The organism is Agromyces selenitireducens (assembly GCF_052748465.2).
Genome location: NZ_CM188259.1, coordinates 1,684,827 through 1,708,907, shown reverse-complemented (window position 1 = coordinate 1,708,907; position 24,081 = coordinate 1,684,827). Strand labels below are relative to the sequence as shown.

At 68.8% G+C, this 24,081-nt stretch carries 17 protein-coding genes and 3 rRNA genes; 2 read left to right on the top strand and 18 right to left on the bottom strand.

All coding sequences use genetic code 11. The annotated features are described in order from the left end of the window. Positions 1-43: 43 nt before the first annotated feature. From xerD to tyrS, 14 genes are all read right to left on the bottom strand, one after another. Positions 44-949, bottom strand: a complete 906-nt coding sequence (gene xerD / locus ACULK4_RS07930) for a site-specific tyrosine recombinase XerD (protein WP_445966756.1) — start codon at positions 947-949, stop codon at positions 44-46. After that, positions 949-1,590, bottom strand: a complete 642-nt coding sequence (locus ACULK4_RS07925; RefSeq protein ID WP_445966757.1) for an NUDIX domain-containing protein — start codon at positions 1,588-1,590, stop codon at positions 949-951. Before ACULK4_RS07925 ends, xerD begins: the two co-directional genes overlap by 1 nt. Further along, the gene (gene pyrG / locus ACULK4_RS07920) at positions 1,583-3,199 is read right to left on the bottom strand and encodes a CTP synthase (protein WP_501043369.1); all 1,617 of its coding nucleotides are present in this window, start codon (positions 3,197-3,199) and stop codon (positions 1,583-1,585) included. Before pyrG ends, ACULK4_RS07925 begins: the two co-directional genes overlap by 8 nt. 182 nt (positions 3,200-3,381) lie before the next feature. Then, the gene (recN, locus tag ACULK4_RS07915) at positions 3,382-5,079 is read right to left on the bottom strand and encodes a DNA repair protein RecN (protein ID WP_445966759.1); all 1,698 of its coding nucleotides are present in this window, start codon (positions 5,077-5,079) and stop codon (positions 3,382-3,384) included. Further along, positions 5,072-6,028 carry an NAD kinase gene (locus ACULK4_RS07910; RefSeq protein WP_445966760.1) on the bottom strand — a complete coding sequence of 319 codons (957 nt, stop codon included), beginning with the start codon at positions 6,026-6,028 and terminating at the stop codon, positions 5,072-5,074. The genes recN and ACULK4_RS07910 overlap by 8 nt, the downstream gene beginning before the upstream one ends. Further along, positions 5,983-6,792 (bottom strand): TlyA family RNA methyltransferase, encoded by an 810-nt coding sequence (locus tag ACULK4_RS07905; RefSeq protein WP_445966761.1) that lies wholly within the window; start codon positions 6,790-6,792, stop codon positions 5,983-5,985. The genes ACULK4_RS07910 and ACULK4_RS07905 overlap by 46 nt, the downstream gene beginning before the upstream one ends. A 3-nt stretch (positions 6,793-6,795) precedes the next feature. Continuing rightward, positions 6,796-6,984 carry a hypothetical protein gene (locus ACULK4_RS07900; protein ID WP_445966762.1) on the bottom strand — a complete coding sequence of 63 codons (189 nt, stop codon included), beginning with the start codon at positions 6,982-6,984 and terminating at the stop codon, positions 6,796-6,798. Between the two features lie 65 nt (positions 6,985-7,049). Beyond that, complete coding sequence (locus ACULK4_RS07895) at positions 7,050-8,081, bottom strand: HAD-IIA family hydrolase (RefSeq protein ID WP_445966763.1); 1,032 nt, start codon at positions 8,079-8,081, stop codon at positions 7,050-7,052. Further along, on the bottom strand, positions 8,078-9,664 hold the full coding sequence (locus ACULK4_RS07890; RefSeq protein WP_501043368.1) for a primosomal protein: 1,587 nt from the start codon (positions 9,662-9,664) through the stop codon (positions 8,078-8,080). The genes ACULK4_RS07895 and ACULK4_RS07890 overlap by 4 nt, the downstream gene beginning before the upstream one ends. A gap of 134 nt (positions 9,665-9,798) precedes the next feature. Next, positions 9,799-9,915: ribosomal RNA gene (gene rrf, locus ACULK4_RS07885) — 5S ribosomal RNA — on the bottom strand. 179 nt (positions 9,916-10,094) lie between these two features. Next, positions 10,095-13,196, bottom strand: a 23S ribosomal RNA gene (locus ACULK4_RS07880). Between the two features lie 470 nt (positions 13,197-13,666). Continuing rightward, positions 13,667-15,191, bottom strand: a 16S ribosomal RNA gene (locus ACULK4_RS07875). The 16S, 23S and 5S rRNA genes sit together here, the layout of an rRNA operon. Before the next feature lie 434 nt (positions 15,192-15,625). Beyond that, positions 15,626-17,005 (bottom strand): CoA transferase, encoded by a 1,380-nt coding sequence (locus tag ACULK4_RS07870; RefSeq protein ID WP_445965570.1) that lies wholly within the window; start codon positions 17,003-17,005, stop codon positions 15,626-15,628. 6 nt (positions 17,006-17,011) lie between these two features. Further along, positions 17,012-18,313 (bottom strand): tyrosine--tRNA ligase, encoded by a 1,302-nt coding sequence (gene tyrS / locus ACULK4_RS07865; protein WP_445965569.1) that lies wholly within the window; start codon positions 18,311-18,313, stop codon positions 17,012-17,014. Positions 18,314-18,440: 127 nt separating this feature from the next. On the opposite strand from tyrS, the gene ACULK4_RS07860 reads away from it, so the two are divergent. Both ACULK4_RS07860 and ACULK4_RS07855 read left to right on the top strand, forming a co-directional pair. After that, positions 18,441-19,121, top strand: a complete 681-nt coding sequence (locus ACULK4_RS07860) for a DNA-binding protein (RefSeq protein ID WP_445965568.1) — start codon at positions 18,441-18,443, stop codon at positions 19,119-19,121. A 60-nt stretch (positions 19,122-19,181) separates the two neighbouring features. Next, positions 19,182-19,778 (top strand): hypothetical protein, encoded by a 597-nt coding sequence (locus ACULK4_RS07855; protein WP_445965567.1) that lies wholly within the window; start codon positions 19,182-19,184, stop codon positions 19,776-19,778. Positions 19,779-19,830: 52 nt separating this feature from the next. Here the strand turns inward: ACULK4_RS07855 and ACULK4_RS07850 are convergent, their stop codons facing one another. From ACULK4_RS07850 to ACULK4_RS07835, 4 genes are read right to left on the bottom strand one after another with little or no spacing between them, the layout of a single operon-like run. Continuing rightward, on the bottom strand, positions 19,831-20,463 hold the full coding sequence (locus ACULK4_RS07850; protein WP_445965588.1) for a DNA-3-methyladenine glycosylase: 633 nt from the start codon (positions 20,461-20,463) through the stop codon (positions 19,831-19,833). Between the two features lie 35 nt (positions 20,464-20,498). Further along, entirely contained in the window at positions 20,499-21,935 is a 1,437-nt protein-coding gene (gene argH, locus ACULK4_RS07845; protein WP_445965566.1) for an argininosuccinate lyase, read from the bottom strand. Positions 21,936-21,937: 2 nt separating this feature from the next. After that, positions 21,938-22,867: an ornithine carbamoyltransferase gene (gene argF / locus ACULK4_RS07840; protein WP_445965565.1), complete on the bottom strand. Its 930-nt coding sequence runs from the start codon at positions 22,865-22,867 to the stop codon at positions 21,938-21,940. A 36-nt stretch (positions 22,868-22,903) separates the two neighbouring features. Beyond that, a complete protein-coding gene (locus ACULK4_RS07835) occupies positions 22,904-24,064 on the bottom strand; it encodes an acetylornithine transaminase (RefSeq protein WP_501043382.1) in 1,161 nt (386 codons plus the stop codon). Between the last annotated feature and the right edge of the window lie 17 nt (positions 24,065-24,081).

The window sequence follows — 24,081 nt, the reverse complement described above, 5'->3', positions numbered from 1 at the left end:
TGCGGTTCTCTCTCCGTTTGTCGGCTGCGATGCTTGGTCGATTCTAGCGAGCACGAGGGTGCGCGACCGTGTACATCTCGCGGAGTGTATCGGCTGTGACCAGCGTGTAGATCTGCGTGGTCGCCACCGACGCGTGCCCGAGCAGTTCCTGTACGACGCGCACGTCGGCACCGCCGGCGAGCAGGTGCGTGGCGAACGAGTGCCGCAGGGTGTGCGGTGAGACGGATGCCGCGACGCCGGCCCGCTCGGCGGCATCCTGCAGCACCTTCCAGACGGCCTGGCGCGACATGCGTCGGCCGCGCACGCCGAGGAACAGTGCGGGCGTCGCGGTTCCCCGTGCCGACAGCACGGGCCGGGATCGCACGAGGTAGGCATCGACCGCGCGGCGCGCGTAGCTGCCGACAGGCACGATGCGCTGGGTGCCGCCCTTGCCGAAGAGCCGCACGACGTCGTCGTCGACGAGGTCGTCGACGTTGAGGGCGGTCGCCTCACTGACGCGCGCGCCGGTCGCGTACAGCAGTTCGAGCAGCGCGACGTCCCGCAGGGCGGTCACCTCGTCGCCGACGCGGGCGGCCTCGATGATCGCGGCGACCTGCTCGACGGGGACCGCCTTCGGCAGCCGCATCGGCTGCTTCGGCGGGCGCAGGTCGCGCGACGGGTCGGTCGCGGTGCGTCCTTCCTCCGCCAGGAAGCGGTGCAGCCCGCGCACCGCCGAGAGCACCCTGGCGATCGAGGACACGGCCAGCCGCGGCTCGCGCTCGGCGCTCAGGTGACGGAGGAACGCCGTGAGATCGGCCTCGGCGGCCTGTTCGGGCCGATCGATCCCGGCCGTGTCGAGCCACGCCTCGTAGATCGCGAGGTCGCGACGGTACGACGCGAGCGTGTTGCGTGCGAGGCCGCGTTCCACGGTGAGGTGCCGCAGGTAGTCGTCGACCGCGCGTGCGTCCACTACGCCTCCGGCCGGTTCGCCGGATGCGCGGGCCAGGGCGCGTTCGCGGGCGAGAGGCTCCGCCAGCCGCGGGCGCGGGCGGCGGCGGCGGCGAGCACGCCGATCGCGAGCGACGGGTTGCCGAGCCGCCGCGCGAGCACGGCGTCGACGCAGTCGTCGAGCGGCACCCAGCGCAGTTCCATGTCGGCCTCCTCGTGCTCGCGGTCGAACGGTGCGTCGGTCGCGCGGACGCCGCGGGCGAGGAAGACGCGGATCGCCTCGCTGCTGCCGCCGGGCGTCGTGAAGTAGTCCACGAGCACGGCCCAGTCGGATGCCGCGAGGTCGGCCTCCTCGGCGAGCTCGCGCCGTGCGGCCTCGAGCGCGGGCTCGTGCCGCACGTCGAGCAGCCCGGCTGGGATCTCCCAGTCGCGGGCACGGACGGGGTGGCGGTACTGCTTGATGAGCAGTACGCGCTCGTCGTCGTCGAGCACGAGCACCGCGACCGCGCCGGGGTGGTCGACGTACTCCCGCTCGATGCGCATCTCATCGTCGCCGTACGCGAAGGCGTCGCGGCGCACGTCCCAGATCCGCCCGTCGAAGACCGTCTCCCGGTCCAGCAGGGGCAGGTCGACGTACTCGTCGACCGGCAGCGACTCAGGCATTCTCGACTTCGAAGAGGAGGCTGGCCTGCTGGCGCTCGAGCGCGGCCGCGACGAGGCCGCGGAACAGCGGGTGCGCGTGATTCGGCCGGCTGCGGAGCTCGGGGTGCGCCTGCGTGGCGACGTAGAACGGGTGCACGTCTCGCGGCAGCTCGACGAACTCGACGAGGTGGCGATCGGGCGACATGCCCGAGAACACCAGGCCGGCTTCGGCGATGCGGTCGCGGTAGGAGTTGTTCACCTCGTACCGGTGACGGTGCCGCTCGGAGACCTCGGTCGACCCGTAGAGCTCGGCGACGATCGAGCCCTCGTCGAGCCTCGCCGGGTAGAGCCCGAGGCGCATCGTGCCGCCGAGGTCGCCCCCGGCGATGATCTCGACCTGCTCCTCCATCGTCGCGATGACGGGGAACTCGGTGTCGGGGTCGAATTCGCTCGACGAGGCACCCGGGAGGCCGGCGACGTTGCGCGAGTACTCGATGACCATGCACTGCAGGCCGAGGCAGAGCCCGAGCGTCGGGATCCCGTTCTCGCGCGCGAACTGCAGGGCACCGAGCTTGCCCTCGATGCCGCGCACGCCGAAGCCGCCGGGCACGAGGATGCCGTCGAGGTGTCCGAGCTTCTCCTTCGCGCCCTCGGGGGTGCGGCACTCGTCGGAGGGGATCCACTCGATCCTGACCTTGGACTCGTTGGCGAAGCCGCCGGCCCGCAGCGCCTCGGTCACCGACAGGTAGGCGTCGGGCAGGTCGATGTACTTGCCGACGAGGCCGATGGTGACCTCGTGCTTGGGGTCGTGCACGACATCGAGGAGGTCGCTCCAGCCCGACCAGTCGACATCGCCCGCCTTGTCGCCGAGGCCGAGCGCTTCGATGAGGTACGCGTCCAGGCCCTGCTCGTGCAGCATCGTGGGGATGTCGTAGATCGACGGCACGTCGACCGCGTTGACCACGGCGGCCTCGTCGACGTCGCACATGAGGGCGATCTTTCGCTTGTTCGACTCGGTCACGGGGCGATCGCTGCGGAGGACGAGCGCATCCGGCTGGATGCCGATGGAGCGCAGTGCCGCGACGGAGTGCTGGGTCGGCTTGGTCTTCTGCTCCCCCGAGGCGCCCATGAACGGCACGAGCGAGACGTGCACGAAGAAGACGTTCTTGCGGCCGAGCTCGTGGCGCACCTGGCGCGCCGACTCGATGAACGGCTGCGACTCGATGTCGCCGACGGTGCCGCCGATCTCCGTGATGATGACGTCGGGCTTCGGGGTCTCGGACGCTTGCAGCCGCATCCGGCGCTTGATCTCGTCGGTGATGTGCGGGATGACCTGCACGGTGTCGCCGAGGTACTCGCCGCGTCGCTCCTTGGCGATGACGGTGGAGTAGATCTGGCCGGTCGTGACGTTCGCCGCCTGCGAGAGCTCGATGTCGAGGAACCGCTCGTAATGGCCGATGTCGAGGTCGGTCTCGGCACCGTCGTCGGTGACGAACACCTCACCGTGCTGGAACGGATTCATGGTGCCCGGGTCGACGTTGAGGTACGGGTCGAGCTTCTGCATCACCACCCGCAGACCCCGTGCCGTGAGCAGGTTGCCGAGGCTTGCCGCCGTCAGGCCCTTGCCCAAAGAGGAAACGACACCACCGGTCACGAAGATGTGCTTGGTCGTGTCGTTCGAAATGTCTGCGCCGCGATCTTCCACCACGGGCTTGCAGTCTATCCGAATCCAGGCTGGGAATGGCCCGACATGCGGCGGGCATGTCGGCCACCCGCTCGCGTCCGGGCGTGTCGGCAGTCGTTGCGACCGCCTCAGGCCGCCGTGGCCTCGGCGATGTCGAGCAGCTCGCGCGCGTGCGCGAGCCCGCTCTCGGAGTCGGCGAGACCCGAGAGCAGCCGCGCCATCTCCGCCTCGCGGTCGACCCCCTGCAGCTGCCGGACGCTCGATGCGGTGACGCGCCCGTCGGTGCCCTTGACCACGCTCAGGTGGTTCGTGGCGAACGCCGCGACCTGCGCGAGATGGGTGACCACGATGACCTGTGCACGCTCGGCGAGCCGGGCCAATCGTCGCCCGATCTCGATCGCGGCGGCCCCGCCGACGCCCGCGTCGACCTCGTCGAACACGAACGTGGGTACGGGGTCGGCTGCGGCGATGACGACCTCGATCGCGAGCATGACCCGCGAGAGCTCGCCTCCCGAGGCGCCCTTCGACACCGGACGCGGCTCGGCGCCCGGGTGCGGCCGGAGCAGGATCGCGACCTGGTCCTGCCCGTTCGGTCCGGGCTCGGGCGCGCGCTCGACGGCGACGGTGAGCTCGGCGTCGGGCATCGCGAGCGCGGAGAGTTCGCCGGTCACGGCGGCGGCGAGCCGCTCGGCCGCCGACGCCCGCAGCCCGCTCACCCGATCGGCCAGCTCGGCGACCTCGGCGGCACGACGCTCCACGGACTCCTCGAGCTCGACGATGCGATCGTCGTCGCCGTCGAGCTCGACGAGTCGCAGCCCGCCGTCGTGACGGAATGCGAGCACCTCCTCGAGGGATCCGTGCCGCCGCATGAGTGCCGCGAGCACGGCCCGACGCTCCTGCACGGTCTCGAGTTCGGCCGCGCCGTCGGCGTCCAGGCCGGCGAGGTACCCCGACAGCTCGGCTGCGGCATCCGCGAGGGCGAACCCGGCGCCCGCGACGGCTTCGGCGATCGGCGCGAGCGCGGGGTCGTGCGCGACGACGCGATCGACGTGACGGCGGGCGGCCTCGACGAGCGTCACCGCATCGGGCGTGTCGTCGGCCGGCGCCTCGGCCGAGATCAGCTCGCGCGCCTGCGCCGCGGCCACCCGGAGGTCCTCGAGGTTCGTGAGCCGGTCGGCCCGCTCGGCCAGCGCGGCGTCCTCGCCGGGCTGCGGGTCGGCCGCCTCGACCTCGTCGAGCGCCGCGCGGAGTTCCTCGGCCTCGCGGGCGCGCGCGTCGTGCTGTTCGCGCAGCCGGCCCAGCTCGTCCGCCTCGGAGCGCCACGAGCGATAGGCGGCCCGGTATTCCTCGATCGTGGTGGCGAGGCCCGCGCCGGCGAACCGGTCGAGCGCCTCGCGCTGCGCCGTCGTCGAGCGGAGACGCTGCTGGTCGGCCTGCCCGTGGACGACCACGAGGTGGTCGGCGAGATCGGCGAGCACCCCGACGGGAGCGGTCCGCCCGCCGACGATGGCCCGGCTCCGCCCCTCGGCGGAGACCGAACGGCCGAGCAGCAGCTCGCCGCCGTCGAGGTCGCCGCCGGCGTCGGCGACGCGCTCGGCGACGGGCTCGACGTCGTCGAGCAGCCATCGACCCTCGACCCACGCCTGCTTCGCGCCGGCGCGCACCGACGCGGCATCCGCCCGCGCTCCGAGGAGGAGGCCGAGTGCGGTGACGACCATGGTCTTGCCCGCGCCGGTCTCGCCCGTCACGGCGGTGAAACCGGGACCGAGCGGCAGCGTCGCCTCGGCGATCACGCCGAGGTCGCGGATTCCGAGTTCCTCAATCACCTGCGACCGGCCCCTTCCATCCCGTGACGGGCAGCTGGAACTTGTTCACCAGCCGGTCGGTGAACGGCGCCTGGTGCAGCCGCGCCAGGCGCACGGGCACGGGTGACCGGCGCACGATCACGCGTGCACCCGGCGGGAGCTCGAACATGCGCCGCCCGTCGCACCAGATGACCGCCGAGGCCTCGGTGCGCTCGAGCACCTCGACCGCGAGCGACGACTCGGGCCCGACGACCAAGGGGCGCGCGAAGAGGGCGTGGGCGCTGAGCGGGACGAGCAGGAGCGCTTCGACCGCCGGCCAGACGACCGGCCCGCCCGCGGAGAACGAGTACGCCGTCGAGCCCGTGGGCGTCGACATGACGACCCCGTCGCATCCGAACGACGACAGCGGACGCCGGTCGACCTCGATCACGACCTCGAGCATGCGTTCGCGCTCGGCCTTCTCGACGGTGGCCTCGTTGAGCGCCCAGCTCTCGTACACGACGTCGTCGCCGACCTTCGCGCGCACGGAGAGCGTCATGCGTTCCTCGACGGTGTAGTCGCGCGCGACGGCGCGCCCGACGGTGTAGCCGAGGTCGTCGCGTTCGCTCTCGGCGAGGAAGCCGACGTGACCCAGGTTGACGCCGAGCAGCGGGACGGGATGCTCGCGCGTGAGCTCGGCGGCGCGCAGGATCGTGCCGTCGCCGCCGAGCACGATGACGAGCTCGAGGTGCTTGGGCGACACCTCCTCGAGCCGGCGGACGACCCCCTCGAGCTCCGGCAGGTGGGCGAGGACGTCGTGCCACTGTTCGGCCGCGATCACCGGGACGGCGCCCGCGGCGACCAGCTGCCCGCACACGTCGGCCGTCGCCTCGAGGGCGGACTGCCGACCCGTGTGCGACACCACGAGGAAATGCCGTGCATCGCTCACGCCGTGACGCCTCCCGTCGCTTCTCGGACCCGACCCGACCATTCTGACGGATCGGCGCCCCGCGACGGGCTGAGCAGCACGAGGACCTCGCGATTCCCGTGCGTTCCGAGGATTGGGGAGGACCGCACGCCCGCGGTCCGAAGCCCGAGGTCGTGACCGGCCCAGAGCACGTGCATCACGGCGTCTTCGCGCGCGGCCGGATCGCGGACCACGCCCTCGCGGGTGTTGCTCCGGCCCACCTCGAACTGCGGCTTCACGAGCAGCACGAACTCGGCGTCGTCGGCGGCGGTCTCCCGCAAGGCCGGCAGCACGGTCGTGAGCGAGATGAACGACAGGTCGGCGACGACGAGTGTCGGCCGCTCGTCGACTCCCGTGAGCCGAGCGAGCTCGGGCGCGTCGAGGTGTCGCACGTTGCACCCCTCGACGAGCACGAGCCCGGGCGCCCCCGAGAGCTGCGCCGCGAGCTGCCCGTGCCCCACGTCGATCGCCAGCACGGTCCCCGCGCCCCGCTCGAGCAGCACCTGGCTGAACCCGCCCGTCGACGCCCCCGCATCGAGCACGACGCGGTCCGCGGGATCGACGTCGAACGCGTCGAGTGCGGCGATGAGCTTGTGCGCCGCTCGGCTGACGTAGTGGTCGGATGCCGCGACCTCGAGCACCGCGTCGTCGGCCACCCGGTACGACGCCTTGGTCACGGGACGGCCATCGACGGTGACGACGCCGTCGGCGATGAGGGACGCCGCGTGCGTGCGCGATCGCGCGAGTCCGCGTGCCGCCAGCGCGGCGTCGAGCCGCTCTCCGCTCACGGGTCAGCCCGAGGCGCGAGCGGGGTCGGACCGCTCGAGTTCGGCACGGAGCCGATCGGCGAGCACGTCGTAGCGGGCCGCGCGCTCCTCGAGCGGCGCCGTCTCGATGTCGACGAGCGCATCGGCCGTGGATGCCGCCGTGTCGGGCCCGGGCGCGCCGACCTCGTCTGGGTCCAGATCTCCAGTGCTCACGCACTCAACGGTACCCGGCTCCACCGACACCACCGCGGCCGACACGGATCGACCGGGCGGTCGGCTCAGCGGTACAGCCGCTCAGGCACCTCGAGCGCGTGGATCGCCGTGCCGCACTCCCAGATCGCCAGGCAGGCGGCGCGCAGCAGGTCGAGCGCGTCGTCGCCGTCCCGCTCGATCACGACGTTCCGCCCGTCGACGCGTACGGAGGCGCGCCCGACCCGCACCGCGCCGCGCCGTCGCTCGACCTCCGGATACGGCTCGTGCAGCCCGCGCAGGTCGCCGAGGATGAAGTCCGGACGACTCGCGGCATCGGCCGCCAGCACCTGCTTCGCCCTGTCGATCCCGGTGAGCACGACGACCGATGCGATGCCCGCGCGGTTCGCCCCGCGGATGTCGGTGTCCAGCCGGTCGCCGAGCATCAGCGGGGTCGTCGCGCCGAAACGGTCGCGTGCGACGTCGAAGATCGGGGTCTCGGGCTTGCCCGCGACCTCGGGGAACCGTCCGGCCGCGGTGTGCACTGCGGACACGAGCGTGCCGTTGCCGGGAGCGATGCCTCGCTCGACGGGGATCGTCCAGTCCATGTTCGTGGCGATCCACGGGATGCCTCCCGGCTCACCCGGACCGCCGTGCGCGTTGAGCGCGAACGCCGCCTCCGCGAGCTCGCGCCATCCCACGTCCGGGTGGAAGCCCTGCATGACCGCGTCGGGCGCGTCGTCGGCCGACCGCGTGACCCGGTAGCCGCCGCGCTCGAGCTCGGTGACGATCCCGTCCCCGCCCACGACGAGCACGAGCGAGCCGGGGTCGACGGATGCCGCGAGCAGCCGCATCGCCGCCTGCGGCGAGGTCACCACGTCGTGCGCGGTCACGCGCAGCCCGAGGGAGGCGAGGTGCCCCGCCACCTGCTCGTCGCTGCGCGAGGCGTTGTTCGTGATGTAGCCGACGGGAAGGTGGTCGGCGACGCGGTTGAGGCTCTCGACGGCGTGCGGGAGTGCGTGCGGTCCTGCGTAGACCACGCCGTCGAGGTCGGCGAACACGGCATCGATGCCGTCGAGCGGCGTGGCGCCGGCATCGCGGCGACCGAACAACGGGCTCATCCGCGCTCGGTCTCCGTGTCGTCGTCCTCGGCGACGCTCGTGTCCGGGTCGGCGGTCTCGGCGAGGATCGCCGCCACCTCGGGCTCCATCGCGTCGGCCGGATCGCTCGACTCGCCCTCGGCCGGATCGTGCTGCGCGGATTCCGGCAGGTCGGGGGCCGCGGACTCCGGCAGGTCGGGGTCTGCGGTGGACCGGCCGGCCGCGGATGCCGCGACCACGGGCTTCGCGGCACCGTCGGCATCCGCCGGCTCGTCGCCCTGGAAGTCGTACACCTCGACCAGGTCGAACCCGTCGCCGGCCAGAGCGGCCTCGGCTCGCTGCGCGCGCTCGCGCCACGATGCGGACTCCTCCGAGCGGCCGAGTTGCTCGAGCACCTCCGCGTAGGCGGAGAAGAGCGCCGGGCTGTACGAGAAGGCGCGATCGGGGTCGAGTTGCGGGATCTCGAGCTCGGCCAGCGCCAGGTCGGGCTGGTCGAGGTCGAGCCGGGCACCCGACATCGCGATCGCGAGCGCGACCTGCACGGATGCCGGCAGCGTCGAACGATCGACGGATCGCCCGAGCTCGAGCGCACGGTCCGGACGACCGACGCCGCGTTCGCTGTCGACCATCAGCGGAAGCTGCTCGTCGCTGCCGGAGATCCGGCGGAACGTGCGGAGCTCGCGCAGCGCGAGGGCGAAGTCGCCGGTCGCGTACGCGGTGATCGCGAGGGTCTCCCGTACGACGCCGATGCGGCCTGCGCGGCGGGACGCCGAGAGCGCGTGCCGGTGCGCGAGCGCCGGGTCGTCCTCGAGCGCCTCGGCCGCGGCCACGAGGTGACGTGCGACCCAGTCCGCGTTCTCCTTGGTCAGGGTCTTCAGCTCGGCTCGGGCGCTGCGGTCGAGGTCCTTCGGCTCGATCCGCTCGGGGATCTCCGGATCATCGTGCCTGGGTCGAACCTGGAGTTCCGCTGCGCCGTGCGCCCCGGGACGACGACCGGCGTCCTCTCGCGGACGCCGTTCGGCGGGGCGCCCGGCGACCCGGCCGGCGCTCCGGTGGTCGCCGGTGCGAGCCCCACCCTGATGCGGCTTCCGCTCACCGGCACGATCGGGACGACCGTAGGGCTTGCGCTCGCCATCCCGAGCAGGGCGCGAGCCGTATGGCTTGCGCTCACCGTCGGGACGCCCATAGGGCTTGCGCTCGTCGGCACGATCGGGACGCCCGTAGGGCTTGCGCTCGCCATCGCGCGCAGGACGCGAACCGTACGACTTCCGCTCACCGTCGGGACGCCCGTAGGGCTTGCGCTCGCCATCGCGCGCAGGACGCGAACCGTACGACTTCCGCTCACCGTCGGGACGCCCGTAGGGCTTGCGCTCGCCATCGCGCGCAGGACGCGAACCGTACGACTTCCGCTCACCGCCGTCCTGGCGAGGACGGTACGGGCGATCACCGTCCTTGCGCGGCCGGCGATCATCCCCGCGATCACCGCGTGCGTTCCGCGAGTTCCCGCGGTCGTCGCGTCGAGGCGGTTCTCCGCCGGCTCCTCGCGGTCGTCGGTCAGCGCCGGGGCGCTCCTCGCCCGGGCCGTGCTGCGTCGAATCGCTCACGAATCTTCCTGTCGTATGGGGAGCCGTCGTGGACTCAACCGTACTGCCGACCCCTGGGCCGGCACCTTAAACGAAGAATGGCCACCCGCCAGCGCTCGCAATTGAACGCTGTGGGTGGCCACTCCTCAATGAATGTCCGGCGGTGTCCTACTCTCCCACAGGGTCGCCCCTGCAGTACCATCGGCGCTGCGAGTCTTAGCTTCCGGGTTCGGAATGTGTCCGGGCGTTTCCCTCGCGCTATGGCCGCCGAAACTCTAGGACCAGCACACCCGCGCGGGGGTGTGGTGGTGGTCTCGGTGGGCCCCGACCGGGTGGGTCGGGGCGTGTATCACTGTGTGATTGTGTGTGTTTTCCCGTCTGCTGGGAACCACAGAGTGGACGCGAGTCATCAGGCCACGCACTCCAGCCTTACAACAGAGTGTGTGTAGTGATTGTCAAGTTATCGGCGTATTAGTACCAGTCAGCTGCACACCTTGCGGTGCTTCCACATCTGGCCTATCAACCCAGTCGTCTGGCTGGGAGCCTCTCCCCCCGAAGGGGATGGAAATCTCATCTTGAGGCCGGCTTCCCGCTTAGATGCTTTCAGCGGTTATCCATCCCGAACGTAGCTAACCAGCGGTGCTCCTGGCGGAACAACTGGCACACCAGAGGTTCGTCCAACCCGGTCCTCTCGTACTAGGGTCAGATCCTCTCAAATTTCCTGCGCGCGCAGAGGATAGGGACCGAACTGTCTCACGACGTTCTAAACCCAGCTCGCGTACCGCTTTAATGGGCGAACAGCCCAACCCTTGGGACCTACTCCAGCCCCAGGATGCGACGAGCCGACATCGAGGTGCCAAACCATGCCGTCGATATGGACTCTTGGGCAAGATCAGCCTGTTATCCCCGAGGTACCTTTTATCCGTTGAGCGACAGCGCTTCCACAAGCCACTGCCGGATCACTAGTCCCGACTTTCGTCCCTGCTCGACCTGTCAGTCTCGCAGTCAAGCTCCCTTGTGCACTTACACTCGCCACCTGATTGCCAACCAGGTTGAGGGAACCTTTGGGCGCCTCCGTTACTCTTTGGGAGGCAACCGCCCCAGTTAAACTACCCACCAGGCACTGTCCCTGAACCGGATCACGGTTCGAAGTTAGATATCCAGAGTGACCAGAGTGGTATTTCAACAATGACTCCACGAACACTGGCGTGCCCGCTTCACAGTCTCCCACCTATCCTACACAAGCCACACCGAACACCAATACCAAGCTGTAGTAAAGGTCACGGGGTCTTTCCGTCCTTCTGCGCGTAACGAGCATCTTTACTCGTAATGCAATTTCGCCGAGTTCGCGGTTGAGACAGCTGGGAAGTCGTTACGCCATTCGTGCAGGTCGGAACTTACCCGACAAGGAATTTCGCTACCTTAGGATGGTTATAGTTACCACCGCCGTTTACTGGGGCTTAAATTCTCAGCTTCGCTCCGAAGAGCTAACCGGTCCTCTTAACCTTCCAGCACCGGGCAGGCGTCAGTCCGTATACATCGTCTTGCGACTTGGCACGGACCTGTGTTTTTAGTAAACAGTCGCTTCCCACTGGTCTCTGCGGCCTTCAACGCTCCAGGAGCAAGTCCCTTCACGAATCCGGCCCCCCTTCTCCCGAAGTTACGGGGGCATTTTGCCGAGTTCCTTAACCACGATTCTCTCGATCTCCTCGGTATTCTCTACCTGACCACCTGAGTCGGTTTGGGGTACGGGCGGCTGGAACCTCGCGTCGATGCTTTTCTCGGCAGCATAGGATCACCCACTTTTCATCCGCATCACGTCTCAGCCTGCATGAGCGACGGATTTGCCTATCGCTCGGCCTACACGCTTGCCCCGGGACAACCATCGCCCGGGCTGGGCTACCTTCCTGCGTCACACCTGTTATCACGCTCACTCCACCAGATGGGGTCGCATGCCGCCCCGCAACGTCCCCCGAAGGGTCGGTCACGGCTTGGGATGCTTAGCACTCCTGGCTTCGTGTGGGCGGTTCTTCGCCGGTACGGGAATATCAACCCGTTGTCCATCGACTACGCCTGTCGGCCTCGCCTTAGGTCCCGACTTACCCAGGGCAGATTAGCTTGACCCTGGAACCCTTGGTCTTCCGGAGGACGGGTTTCTCACCCGTCTTTCGCTACTCATGCCTGCATTCTCACTCGTGTGCCGTCCACGGCTGGTTTCCACCGCCGCTTCACCCAGCACACGACGCTCTCCTACCCATCAACACGGCTGGACCACGAAGGCCTGCCTATACGCGTCAATGCCACAACTTCGGTGACGTGCTTGAGCCCCGTTACATTGTCGGCGCGGAATCACTTGACCAGTGAGCTATTACGCACTCTTTCAAGGGTGGCTGCTTCTAAGCCAACCTCCTGGTTGTCTGTGCAACTCCACATCCTTTCCCACTTAGCACGCGCTTAGGGACCTTAGTTGGTGGTCTGGGTTGTTTCCCTCTCGACGATGAAGCTTATCCCCCACCGTCTCACTGCTGCGCTCTCACTTACCGGCATTCGGAGTTTGGCTGACGTCAGTAACCTGTTGAGGCCCATCGGCCATCCAGTAGCTCTACCTCCGGCAAGAAACACGCAACGCTGCACCTAAATGCATTTCGGAGAGAACCAGCTATCACGAAGTTTGATTGGCCTTTCACCCCTATCCACAGCTCATCCCCTCAGTTTTCAACCTAAGTGGGTTCGGTCCTCCACGACGTCTTACCGTCGCTTCAACCTGGCCATGGATAGATCACTTCGCTTCGGGTCTAGGACCTGCGACTGAATCGCCCTATTCAGACTCGCTTTCGCTACGGCTGCCCCACACGGGTTAACCTCGCCACAGATCACTAACTCGCAGGCTCATTCTTCAAAAGGCACGCTGTCACCCCAACAAGGAGGCTCCAACGGTTTGTAAGCAAACGGTTTCAGGTACTATTTCACTCCCCTCCCGGGGTACTTTTCACCTTTCCCTCACGGTACTTGTCCGCTATCGGTCATCTGGGAGTATTTAGGCTTATCAGGTGGTCCTGACAGATTCACACGGGATTTCTCGGGCCCCGTGCTACTTGGGATCCCCCTCCGGCCGGCCAGGCATTTCGACTACGGGACTCACACCCACTCCGGTCCGGCTTTCAATCCGGTTCGTCTATACCTGACGCGTCACCGCGGCTGTCCGGCAGAACAGCCCGAGAGGTCCCACAACCCCGACCATGCAACCCCTGCCGGGTATCACACATGACCGGTTTAGCCTCATCCGCTTTCGCTCGCCACTACTCACGGAATCACGGTTGTTTTCTCTTCCTGTGGGTACTGAGATGTTTCACTTCCCCACGTTCCCTCTACCCGCCCTATACATTCAGGCGGGAGTCACCAGGTCACCCTGAGGGCCTGGCGGGGTTTCCCCATTCGGAAATCCTCGGATCACAGCTCGTTTATCAGCTCCCCGAGGCTTATCGCAGATTACGACGTCCTTCTTCGGCTCCAGATGCCAAGGCATCCACCGTTTGCTCTTAGAAACTTGAAAATCACATGAGTTATCGAATCGCACACCCGAACCCGAAGGCCCGGATGAGAAATTGACCAGTGAATACGCCAAACCACACCCCGAAGGATGCAACCTGGCGACTCACCTTTTGTGACCCAGGACATGACGTCCTGAATCTAAGATGCTCGCGTCCACTATGTAGTTCTCAACAGACGGTCAGAACCCCCACCCCCGAAGACCCACAGGTCAACATCGGCGAAGGTCTGAAGAGACCATCACCCCGCACCCGAAAGCGCGAGGATCGTCCGGCCCCTCAGGACCCAACAGCGTGCACGCACCAACCCCCTCGACCCGATCCGTTCCAACCCACCCCGAAGGGCCGGCGTACTGAAACCAGGACGACTCAGCTGATGCCTATGTCAATGTTCCACCCATGAGCTGCCAGCAGCGAACGAACGCCGCTGATCTGGCATGCCTGGACACCCCGAAGAGTGCCAGATGCTCCTTAGAAAGGAGGTGATCCAGCCGCACCTTCCGGTACGGCTACCTTGTTACGACTTAGTCCTAATCACCGATCCCACCTTCGACGGCTCCCTCCACAAGGGTTAGGCCACCGGCTTCGGGTGTTACCGACTTTCATGACTTGACGGGCGGTGTGTACAAGGCCCGGGAACGTATTCACCGCAGCGTTGCTGATCTGCGATTACTAGCGACTCCGACTTCATGAGGTCGAGTTGCAGACCTCAATCCGAACTGAGACCGGCTTTTTGGGATTCGCTCCGCCTTACGACATCGCAGCCCTTTGTACCGGCCATTGTAGCATGCGTGAAGCCCAAGACATAAGGGGCATGATGATTTGACGTCATCCCCACCTTCCTCCGAGTTGACCCCGGCAGTCTCACATGAGTCCCCACCATAACGTGCTGGCAACATGCGACGAGGGTTGCGCTCGTTGCGGGACTTAACCCAACATCTCACGACACGAGCTGACGACAACCATGCACCACCTGTATACGAGTGTCCAAAGAGTTCCACATTTCTGCGGCGTTCTCGTATATGTCAAGCCTTGGTAAGGTTCTTCGCGTTGCATCGAATTAATCCGCATGCTCCGCCGCTTGTGCGGGCCCCCGTCAATTCCTTTGAGTTTTAGCCTTGCGGCCGTACTCCCCAGGCGGGGCGCTTAATGCGTTAGCTACGACACGGAAACCGTGGAAAGGTCCCCACATCTAGCGCCCAACGTTTACGGCGTGGACTACCAGGGTATCTAATCCTGTTCGCTCCCCACGCTTTCGCTCCTCAGCGTCAGTAAGTGCCCAGAGACCTGCCTTCGCCATCGGTGTTCCTCCTGATATCTGCGCATTCCACCGCTACACCAGGAATTCCAGTCTCCCCTACACCACTCAAGTCTGCCCGTACCCACTGCAGGCTAGAGGTTGAGCCTCTAGTTTTCACAGCAGACGCGACAAACCGCCTACGAGCTCTTTACGCCCAATAATTCCGGACAACGCTCGGACCCTACGTATTACCGCGGCTGCTGGCACGTAGTTAGCCGGTCCTTTTTCTGCAGGTACCGTCAAGCCGAAGCCCTTCTTCCCTACTAAAAGCGGTTTACAACCCGAAGGCCGTCATCCCGCACGCGGCGTTGCTGCATCAGGCTTGCGCCCATTGTGCAATATTCCCCACTGCTGCCTCCCGTAGGAGTCTGGGCCGTGTCTCAGTCCCAGTGTGGCCGGTCACCCTCTCAGGCCGGCTACCCGTCGACGCCTTGGTGAGCCATTACCTCACCAACAAGCTGATAGGCCGCGAGTCCATCCCAAACCGAAAAACTTTCCACCAAACCCCATGCGGGGAAAGGTCCTATCCGGTATTAGCTCCGATTTCTCGGGGTTATCCCAGAGTCCAGGGCAGGTTACTCACGTGTTACTCACCCGTTCGCCACTAATCCACCCAGCAAGCTGGGCTTCATCGTTCGACTTGCATGTGTTAAGCACGCCGCCAGCGTTCGTCCTGAGCCAGGATCAAACTCTCCAAAAAAAATGGTCCCCAACACCCCAAAGAGCGCCAGGAAGTTCAATCACTGACAGAGAAACAACTGACTCGAAAATCAAATTGTCCATCAATCAAAGAAATCACCCACCCCATCCGAAGACGAGGCCGGGGTTCAAAAAATTGGCATTGAACATAGTGCACGCTGTTGAGTTCTCAAGGAACGGACGCACCCGAGCCACGGCCGCTCGAAGCGAACCGATCAGCCGGAGCTGTTTCGTTCTTCACCCGGTGATCCTCGAGGGACCGTTCCGGACGCTTCGAACCCGGACGATCGAGTCGTCATCAGGTTCGGGATTGTCGTGCCACTTGAGGAGGAGAAGCTCTCTCGCTTCTCTCGCTCCTGTGGGGCAACGAATGAATACTTTACGTACATGCCGGACCTCCCGCAACTCGGGCCTGCATCCCGGGCGTGTCGCCCGTCATTCCGCCCATCCGGGCGCATCCGAGCCCCACGGATGCGGAGGCTCGGCCCACGTCAGCGGACCCGTCGGAGCGGCGATCGCGGGCAGCGCGATCCGTTGCGCGCCGGCGGGTCCCGCGATGTCGATCGAGTGCCTCGCGCGTGCGTCGTCGTCGAGCGTCCGCTCCGGCGTCGGTACGGCGGTGCGAGGCATGCTCAGCAGTTCCGCGGCCGTGCGGCGCAGCGACATCCGTGCCAGCCACGTTCCGCCCTCGACCGAGCGCCGGTCGAGCAGCGTGCAGACCGCGGCGGCGAGCAGGTACCCGCTGGCGTGGTCGAGCGCCTGCGCGGGCAGAGCACCCGGTGCGCCGCGCTCCCCCTCGGTGACGGCGATCCCGCTCGCAGCCTGCACGAGGCTGTCGAACCCGCCGCGCTCGGCCGCCGTTCCCTCGAACCCCCAGGCCGACAGTTGCGCGATGACGACTCCGGGATGCCGCCCGGCCAGACGGGCGGGATCGAGCCCGATGCGAGCGAGCGAGGACGGGCGGTAGCCGAGCACGACCACGTCCGCATCCGCGATGAGCCCGTCCAGCACCGCCGTCCCGTCGGGGGTGCGCGCGTCGACGATGGCGGTGCGCTTGCCCGGCCCGCCCTCGAGGTGCTGCCAGCCGAGCTCCGCGGGCTCAGGCGGATCGACGCGCAGCACGTCCGCACCGAGCAGCGCGAGCGTGCGCGTCGCGACCGGCCCCGCGATCACCCTCGTGAGGTCGAGCACACGGACCCCGGCGAGCGGGTGCCCGGCGTTCCTGCGGCCGGCGTCGCTTCGCACGGGCCCGGCATCCCGCAGCCGCGACACCCCGATCAGCGGGGTGCCCGCGAGTCGCGCGTCGACGGCGGGCTCCTCCGGCGCGACGACGACGCACATGCCGCCCGCCGCGGTCACCTCGGCCGTGAGGCCGACGGCCGGCCGGCGCGCCACGGCGTCGTCGACCAGCGCCGGCACCGCGGCATCCGTCGCCGACAGCCCGAGCACCCGGCGGAGGGCCGCCGCATGGTGCGGGTAGTTGCCGTGCGTGCGGACCCAGCCGTCTCGCGCGCGCCGGAAGCCCGAGAGCGGCGACCACACGTCGGGTGCCTCGCCGGCGAAGCGGGCCACGCGCTCGCTCTGGAACGCGTTGGCGATGCGGTCGCCGTCGAGCCGGATCGAGCGACGGCCCGCCGAGGCCGCCCACCCCGCAAGGCTCGCTGCGGCGACGGATGCCACGGCGAGCGCGGACGCGTCGAGCCGAGCCGGCAGCGGGGCGGTCGGGAGCGGCGCGAGGAGCTCGAGCTCGGCGGGCTCGCGCCCGAGCTCGGCCCACACGCGTGCGAGGAGGCGGTCGGCGGCTCCTCGCGTCATGGCGACCTACCGGACGAAGACGCCCGCGAGGGTCTTCTTGCCACGTCGCAGCACCGCCATGCCACCCGGCGTCACGCGGTCGGATATGGTCGCCGCCTCGTCGTCGATGCGCACGTTGTCGATCGAGACGCCCCCCTGGGCGATCGCGCGGCGGCCCTCGCTGAGGCTCGAGACGAGCCCGGTGTCGAGGAGCAGCTGCGCCACCGGGGCGCCGGGTTCGGCCTCGGTGTGCGGCAGCTCGCGGAGCGCAGCCTCGAGGGTGCCCCGATCGAGCGTCGCGAGGTCACCCTGGCCGAACAGCGCCTGCGAGGCCGCCACCACGGCGTCGGTGGCTTCCGCCCCGTGCACGAGCGTGGTCACCTCGTTCGCGAGCACCTTCTGCGCCTCGCGGCGGAACGGCTCGGTCGCGACCTTCTCGGCGAGCTCGTCGATGCGCTCGCGTGGGAGGAACGTGAACACCTTGAGCCGCGAGACCACGTCGGCGTCGTCGGTGTTGAGCCAGAACTGGTAGAAGCGGTACGGGCTGCACATCTCGGCGTCGAGCCAGATCGCGTTGCCCTCGCTCTTTCCGAACTTGGTGCCGTCGGAGTTCGTGATCAGGGGCGTGCCGATCGCGTGCACGTGCCGGCCCTCGACCCGGTGGATGAGGTCGGTGCCGCTCGTGAGGTTGCCCCACTGGTCGCTGCCGCCGGTCTGGAGCACGCACCCGTACTGGCGGTACAGCTCCAGGAAGTCGAACCCCTGCAGGATCTGGTAGCTGAACTCGGTGTAGCTGATGCCGGCCTCGGAGTTGAGGCGGGATGCCACCGCGTCCTTCTTGAGCATCGTGCCGACACGGTAGTGCTTTCCGATGTCGCGGAGGAAGTCGATCGCGGAGAGGTCGGCGGTCCAGTCGAGATTGTTGACCATGCGGACCGCGTTGTCGCCCTCGGCCGACAGGAAGCGGCTGACCTGCGCTCGGAGCCGCTCGACCCACTCGGCCACGGTCTCCTTCGTGTTGAGGGTGCGCTCGGCCGTGGGGCGCGGGTCGCCGATGAGCCCGGTCGATCCGCCGACGAGACCGAGCGGCTTGTGGCCGGCGAGCTGGATCCGCCGCAGCGTCAGGATCTGCACGAGGTTGCCCAGGTGAAGGCTCGGCGCGGTCGGGTCGAACCCGCAGTAGTAGGTGATCGGGTCGCCGGCCAGCAGTTGCTTCAGGGTGGCCTCGTCGGTCGAGACGTGCACGAGCCCGCGCCAGCGGAGCTCTTCCCACACGTCCTCGAACGTCGGGTCGTTCTGCTGCGTGGCGAGGATGGCGGGGTCGGACACGACAGCAAGGCTAGCAGCGCGCCGGGCATGTGAGCGCTGAAGCCCCAAAGCTTCATTCAAGTGAATAAAGGTTTGAACCTTGATCACTCTCGCTGAAGTCTGGTACCTTCATCGGAGGAGGTGCGAGATGTACGTCATCACCGCCGACCAGATCGGCAGCCGCGCCGACATCGATCGATCCGATTCCATGCGGCATGAGCTGCAAGCGGGATTCGGCGACCGACTGGCGCTCCCGGTCGACCAGACCGCGGGCGACGAGGTCCAGGCCATCACCGCCGACCCCGCCACCGCACTCGACCTCGTGCTCGCGCTGCACCGTGCGGGGCGCTGGAGCATCGGGCTGGGCGTCGGCGACGTGCGCGAACCGCTTCCCGACGCCGTGCGCAAGGCGGCGGGCCCCGCGTTCGTCGCCGCGCGCGACGCCGTCGAGGCCGCCAAGCGTGCCGACGCGCGGTTCGCACTGCGGGCCGCCGAGGGCGACCACGGCACGCTGGAGCCCGCGCACGTCGAGTCGCTCGTACGGCTGCTTCTCCTCCTCCGCGATCGCCGCACCCCGCACGGCTGGGAGGCCGTCGACCTCGTGCGCGACGGTCGCACGCAGAAGGACGCCGCGCGCATCCTCGGCATCTCCGACGCGGCGGTCAGCCAACGACTCCGTGCGGCGCAGTGGAACGCCGACGGCGACGCCGCCCCTGCGCTCATCCGCCTGCTCGGCGAACTCGACGTCGCCGGCCGGATCCCGACCGGCGATCCCGCAGGCGGCGACGCTCCCGGTCGAGACCGCTCCGATGACGGAGCCGGTCGCTAGGCTCGTCGCGCGGCCGACGACCAGCCGGACCCGACCCCGGACGCCGCAGAAGGAGGACCCGTGAACCTCGTCGAGGCGATGTCGGCCCTGGGCTGGGCGGTGATCGTCGGATCGCTCGCGGCGGCCGCCGTGCTGTCGGTGCTCGCATACCTGCGTCCGCGCCCGATCCACCTGTGGCCGGCGGCGGGAACCGTCGTCGTGGCGATCGTGGCGGCCTCGACGATCCCGGACCCGGTCCCCGCCGTCGCCGCTCCCCTGATCGCGCTGCTGGGCGCGGTGGTCGCGGTCTTCGGCGGGAGTCCCGCCGCGGCGACGGCCCTGCACCTCGCGATGGGCACGAGCGCTCCGCCGGGTGCGCACGGCGGCATCCTCGTCACCGTTCGTCCGGACGAGCCGCGCGCGCCCGGTGTCGCGGCAGTACGGCGCGAGGTGCTGCGCGGCGGCCTCACGATCGGCGTGCTCGAGCGTCTCGGCGCAGCGGGCTCGATCATCGCCGGCTTCCCGGAGGGCCTCGCGATCGTCGTGGCGGTCAAGGGCGTCGGCCGGTTCACCGAGCTCGAGGCGCCCGAGGCGCGCGAGCGGTTCATCATCGGCACGTTCGCGAGCCTCATCTGGGCATGTGCGGCCGCACTCGCGGTGCACGCCGCGATCCGGTGAGGCCGGGGCCCGCCGCACGAGCAGGTCGCGCCGTGTCGTTCCCTCGCGCCGATCAGTGCGACCGCGGATGCCGGCGGTACACCGAGACGCCCGGATCGCCGGGCAACCAGAAGCGCCATGGGTAGTCGGCCGCTCCCCCGGGTCCGCTGATCCCGGTGCGCGGCCCGGTGTGGTGCGGGACCGGCGTCGGCGGGACGCGCAGGTCGAACGGCGCGGAGAGCAGGTCGGCGCCGTTCCGGGTCAGCGGTACGCCGAGCGCCCGAGCGAGCCGCGCCGGCCCGCGCGCGAGATCACGATCCGACGAACGGGGCCGACGCGACCGGGCGAGCTCCGCACCCTCGACCACCACGCCGCCGCGCAGGAGCACGCCCGCGGAACGCCCCTCCCACCCGGCGACGATGTTGATGCACACGTGCATGCCGTACGTGAAGTACGCGTACAGGTGCCCGCCCTCGCCGAACATCACCGCGTTCCGCGCCGTCATGCCGCGGAACGCGTGCGAACCCGGGTCCTCCCCGACGCCCCGGTACGCCTCGACCTCGGAGAGGCGCACTGCGACGCGCCCCTCGTCGGTGTCGTGCACGAGCACCGCGCCGAGCAACCAGGGCGCGAGCTCGACGGAATCACGCGCGAACCAGGCACGGTCGGGTCGCACGAGATCGCCGACGCGCTGCGTCGGCGGCATCCGCTCGCCCGAGCCCACCCGTTCACCCGGCACGGTCAGTCGTCGCCTCCGGGCAGCGACGGCACGAGGTGGCGGACGCGGTCGGCGAGCGCCGCGAACTGCGCGTCGACGCGGTCGGGCGCCGTGCCGCCGATGCCGTCGCGGCTCGCCACCGAACCCTCGATGGTGAGCACCTCGCGCACCTCGGGGGTGAGGTGCGGCGAGATCGCGGCGAGCGCCGCATCGTCCACCTCGTGCAACTCGAGCGAGTGCTCCTCGGCGTGGCGGACGAGCGCCCCCGTGATCTCGTGCGCGTCGCGGAAGGGCACGCGCCGCTTCACGAGCCACTCCGCGACGTCCGTCGCCAGGGAGAACCCGGCCGGCGCGAGCTCTGCCATGCGGTCGGTGTGGAACGTCAGCGTCTCGATCATGCCCGTGAACGCGGGCAGCAGCACCTCGAGCGTCTCGACGGAGTCGAAGACGGGCTCCTTGTCCTCCTGCAGGTCGCGGTTGTACGCGAGCGGCAGCGCCTTGAGCGTCGCGAGGAGGCCCGTGAGGTTGCCGATGAGCCGGCCCGACTTGCCGCGCGCGAGCTCGGCGATGTCGGGGTTCTTCTTCTGCGGCATGATCGACGACCCCGTCGAGTAGGCGTCATCGAGCGTGACGAAGCCGAACTCGCGCGTGTTCCAGAGGATGACCTCCTCCGAGATGCGGGAGAGGTCGATGCCGATCATCGCGGCGACGAATGCGAACTCGGCGACGACGTCGCGGCTCGCGGTGCCGTCGATCGAGTTCTCCGCGGGTGCCGCGAGCCCGAGGTCGCGGGCGACGGATGCCGCGTCGAGCCCGAGCGTGGACCCGGCGAGCGCTCCCCCGCCGTAGGGCGACACGTCGGCGCGCTTCAGCCAGTCGACGAGGCGCTCGAGGTCGCGTGAGAGCGCCCATGCGTGCGCGAGGAGGTGGTGGGCGAGCAGCACGGGTTGCGCGTGCTGCAGGTGGGTGCGGCCGGGCATGATCGCGGCGCGGTGGTCGTCGGCCTGCGCGGAGAGCGCGTCGATGAGGTGCACGAGTTGCCGGCCGATGGTCGCGGCGTGGTCCTTGAGGTAGAGACGAACGAGCGTGGCGATCTGGTCGTTGCGGCTGCGTCCGGCACGGAGCTTGCCGCCGAGCTCGGAGCCGACCTCGGCGATCAGCGCGGCCTCGAGCGCGCCGTGGACGTCCTCGTCGGACTCGGCGGAGGCGAGTTCGCCCGAGCGCACGCGCGCCTCGAGTGCGTCGAGACCGGTGAGCATGCGGTCGAGCTCACCGGGCTCGAGGTAGCCGGCCGCGGCGAGGGCGCGCGCGTGCGCGCGCGACCCGGCGAGGTCGTACGGTGCGAGCTGCCAGTCGAAGTGGGTCGACTTCGACAGGCGCTGGAGCTCGGGCGACGGACCGCCGGCGAAGCGGGCGCCCCAGAGCGAGCCCTCGTTGGTGCCGTGCTGCTGGTCGGTCATGCTCACGCGTCCTTCCGTGCCAAGAGCCAGACGAGCAGCGCCTTCTGCGCATGCAGGCGGTTCTCCGCCTCGTCCCAGATGATCGACTGCGGGCCGTCGATGACGTCGGCCGTGACCTCGTACCCCCGGTCGGCGGGAAGGCAGTGCATGAACGCGGCATCGGGCTTCGCGAGCGCCATGAGCTCGGCGTCGACCCGGTACCGCCCGAACGTCGCGACGCGGTGCGCCTTCTCGTCCTCCTTGCCCATCGATACCCACGTGTCGGTCACCACGACGTCGGCGCCGGCGACGGCCTCGGCGGGGTCGGTGTACAGGGCCACCGAGCCTCCGGTCCCGACTGCGATGCGGTCGGCGTCGGCGACGACGGATGCCGCGGGCGCGAACTCCTCTGGCGACGCGACCCGCACGTGCATTCCGGCGGTCGCGCCCGCGAGCACGTACGACTGCGCCATGTTCGAGGCGCCGTCGCCGAGGAAGGCCACCGTGAGCCCGGCGAGCTCGCCCTTGTGCTCGCGGATGGTGAGCAGGTCGGCGAGCAGCTGGCACGGGTGGAAGTCGTCGGAGAGCGCGTTGATGACGGGCACCGTGGTGCCGGCGGCCATCTCGTCGAGGCCGGACTGCGCGTACGTGCGCCAGACGATCGCGGAGACCATCCGCTCGAGCACGCGCGCCGTGTCGGACGGGGTCTCCTTGCCGCCCAGCTGGCTCGACGCGGTCGAGATGATCAGCGGCGATCCGCCCAGGTCGGCGATGCCGACCGCGAACGACACGCGGGTGCGCGTCGAGGACTTGTCGAAGATGACCGCGACGGTCTGCGGTCCGGCGAGCGGCGTCTCGGCCCAGCGGTCGGCCTTCAGTCGCTCGGCGAGGCGGAGGATCTCGACCTGCTCGGCGGGTGTGATGTCGTCATCGCGGAGGAAGTGTCGCGTCATGTGGTCTTCCGTTCGTGCGCGCGAGGGCGCGGATGGTCAGCGGTGCGGTGCGGCGACTGCGGCGAGCGCGCGCGCGAACCGCGCCTCGAACTCGTCGAGCTCGTCGTCGCCGATGATGAGCGGTGGCGCCAGCCGGATGGTGGAGTCGTTCGCGGCGTTCACGATCAGTCCGGCGTCGAGCGCCGCGGCGGAGAGCGCCTGGGCGGCCGGTTCCGTGAGCGCGACGCCGAGGAGCAGCCCCCTGCCCCGCACGCCCTCGACGAGCGGCGACCCCATGGCGAGGATGCGCTCTCGCAGTTCGGCACCGCGCCGGGCCGCATTGCCGACGAGGCCCGCGCGCTCGATCTCGGCGAGCACGGCGTTCGCGACCGAGGTCGCGAGCGGGTTGCCGCCGAACGTGGAACCGTGCTGACCCTTCGAGAACAGCTCGGACGCGTGCCCGAACGTGACGAGCGCCCCGATGGGCATGCCGCCGCCGATGCCCTTCGCGACCGTGATCGCATCGGGCACGATGCCGGCGTGCTGGTAGGCGAACCACTCGCCCGTGCGGCCGGCTCCGGTCTGCACCTCGTCGAGGATGAGGAGCGCCCCGTGCCGGCGGGTGAGCTCGCGGGCCGCCTGCAGGTAGCCGTCGGGCAGGTCGAGCACGCCGGCCTCGCCCTTGATCGGCTCGACGATCAGCGCGGCGACGGACTCGTCGACCTCGGCCTCGAGCGACTCGATCGTCGTCGGCAGGTGCTCGACGCCTCCGGGCAGCGGCTCGAACGCGTCGCGCATCGCGGGCTTGCCGGTGAGCGCGAGCGACCCCATCGTGCGGCCGTGGAACGCGTCGACGAGTGCCAGCACGCGCGTGCGCGCGCCGCCGGAGTTGTTGAGGCGCGCGAGCTTGAACGCGGCCTCGTTCGCCTCGGCGCCGGAGTTGCCGAACCACACGCGCCCGGATTCGCCGGCGCCGGTGAGGCGCGTGAGCCGGTCGGCGAGTTCGAGTGCCGGCCCGGTCGCGAAGTAGTTCGACACGTGCGCGAGCGTGGCCGCCTGCCGCGACACCGCGTCGACGAACACCGGGTGCGCGTGGCCGAGCGAGTTCACGGCGATGCCGGCGAGGAAGTCGAGGTACCGCGTGCCCTGGTCGTCCCAGACCCAGCAGCCCTCGCCGCGCTCGAGCTTCGCGAGCGGCATCCCGAGCGTGCGCATCATGCGCCGGCCGAACCGGT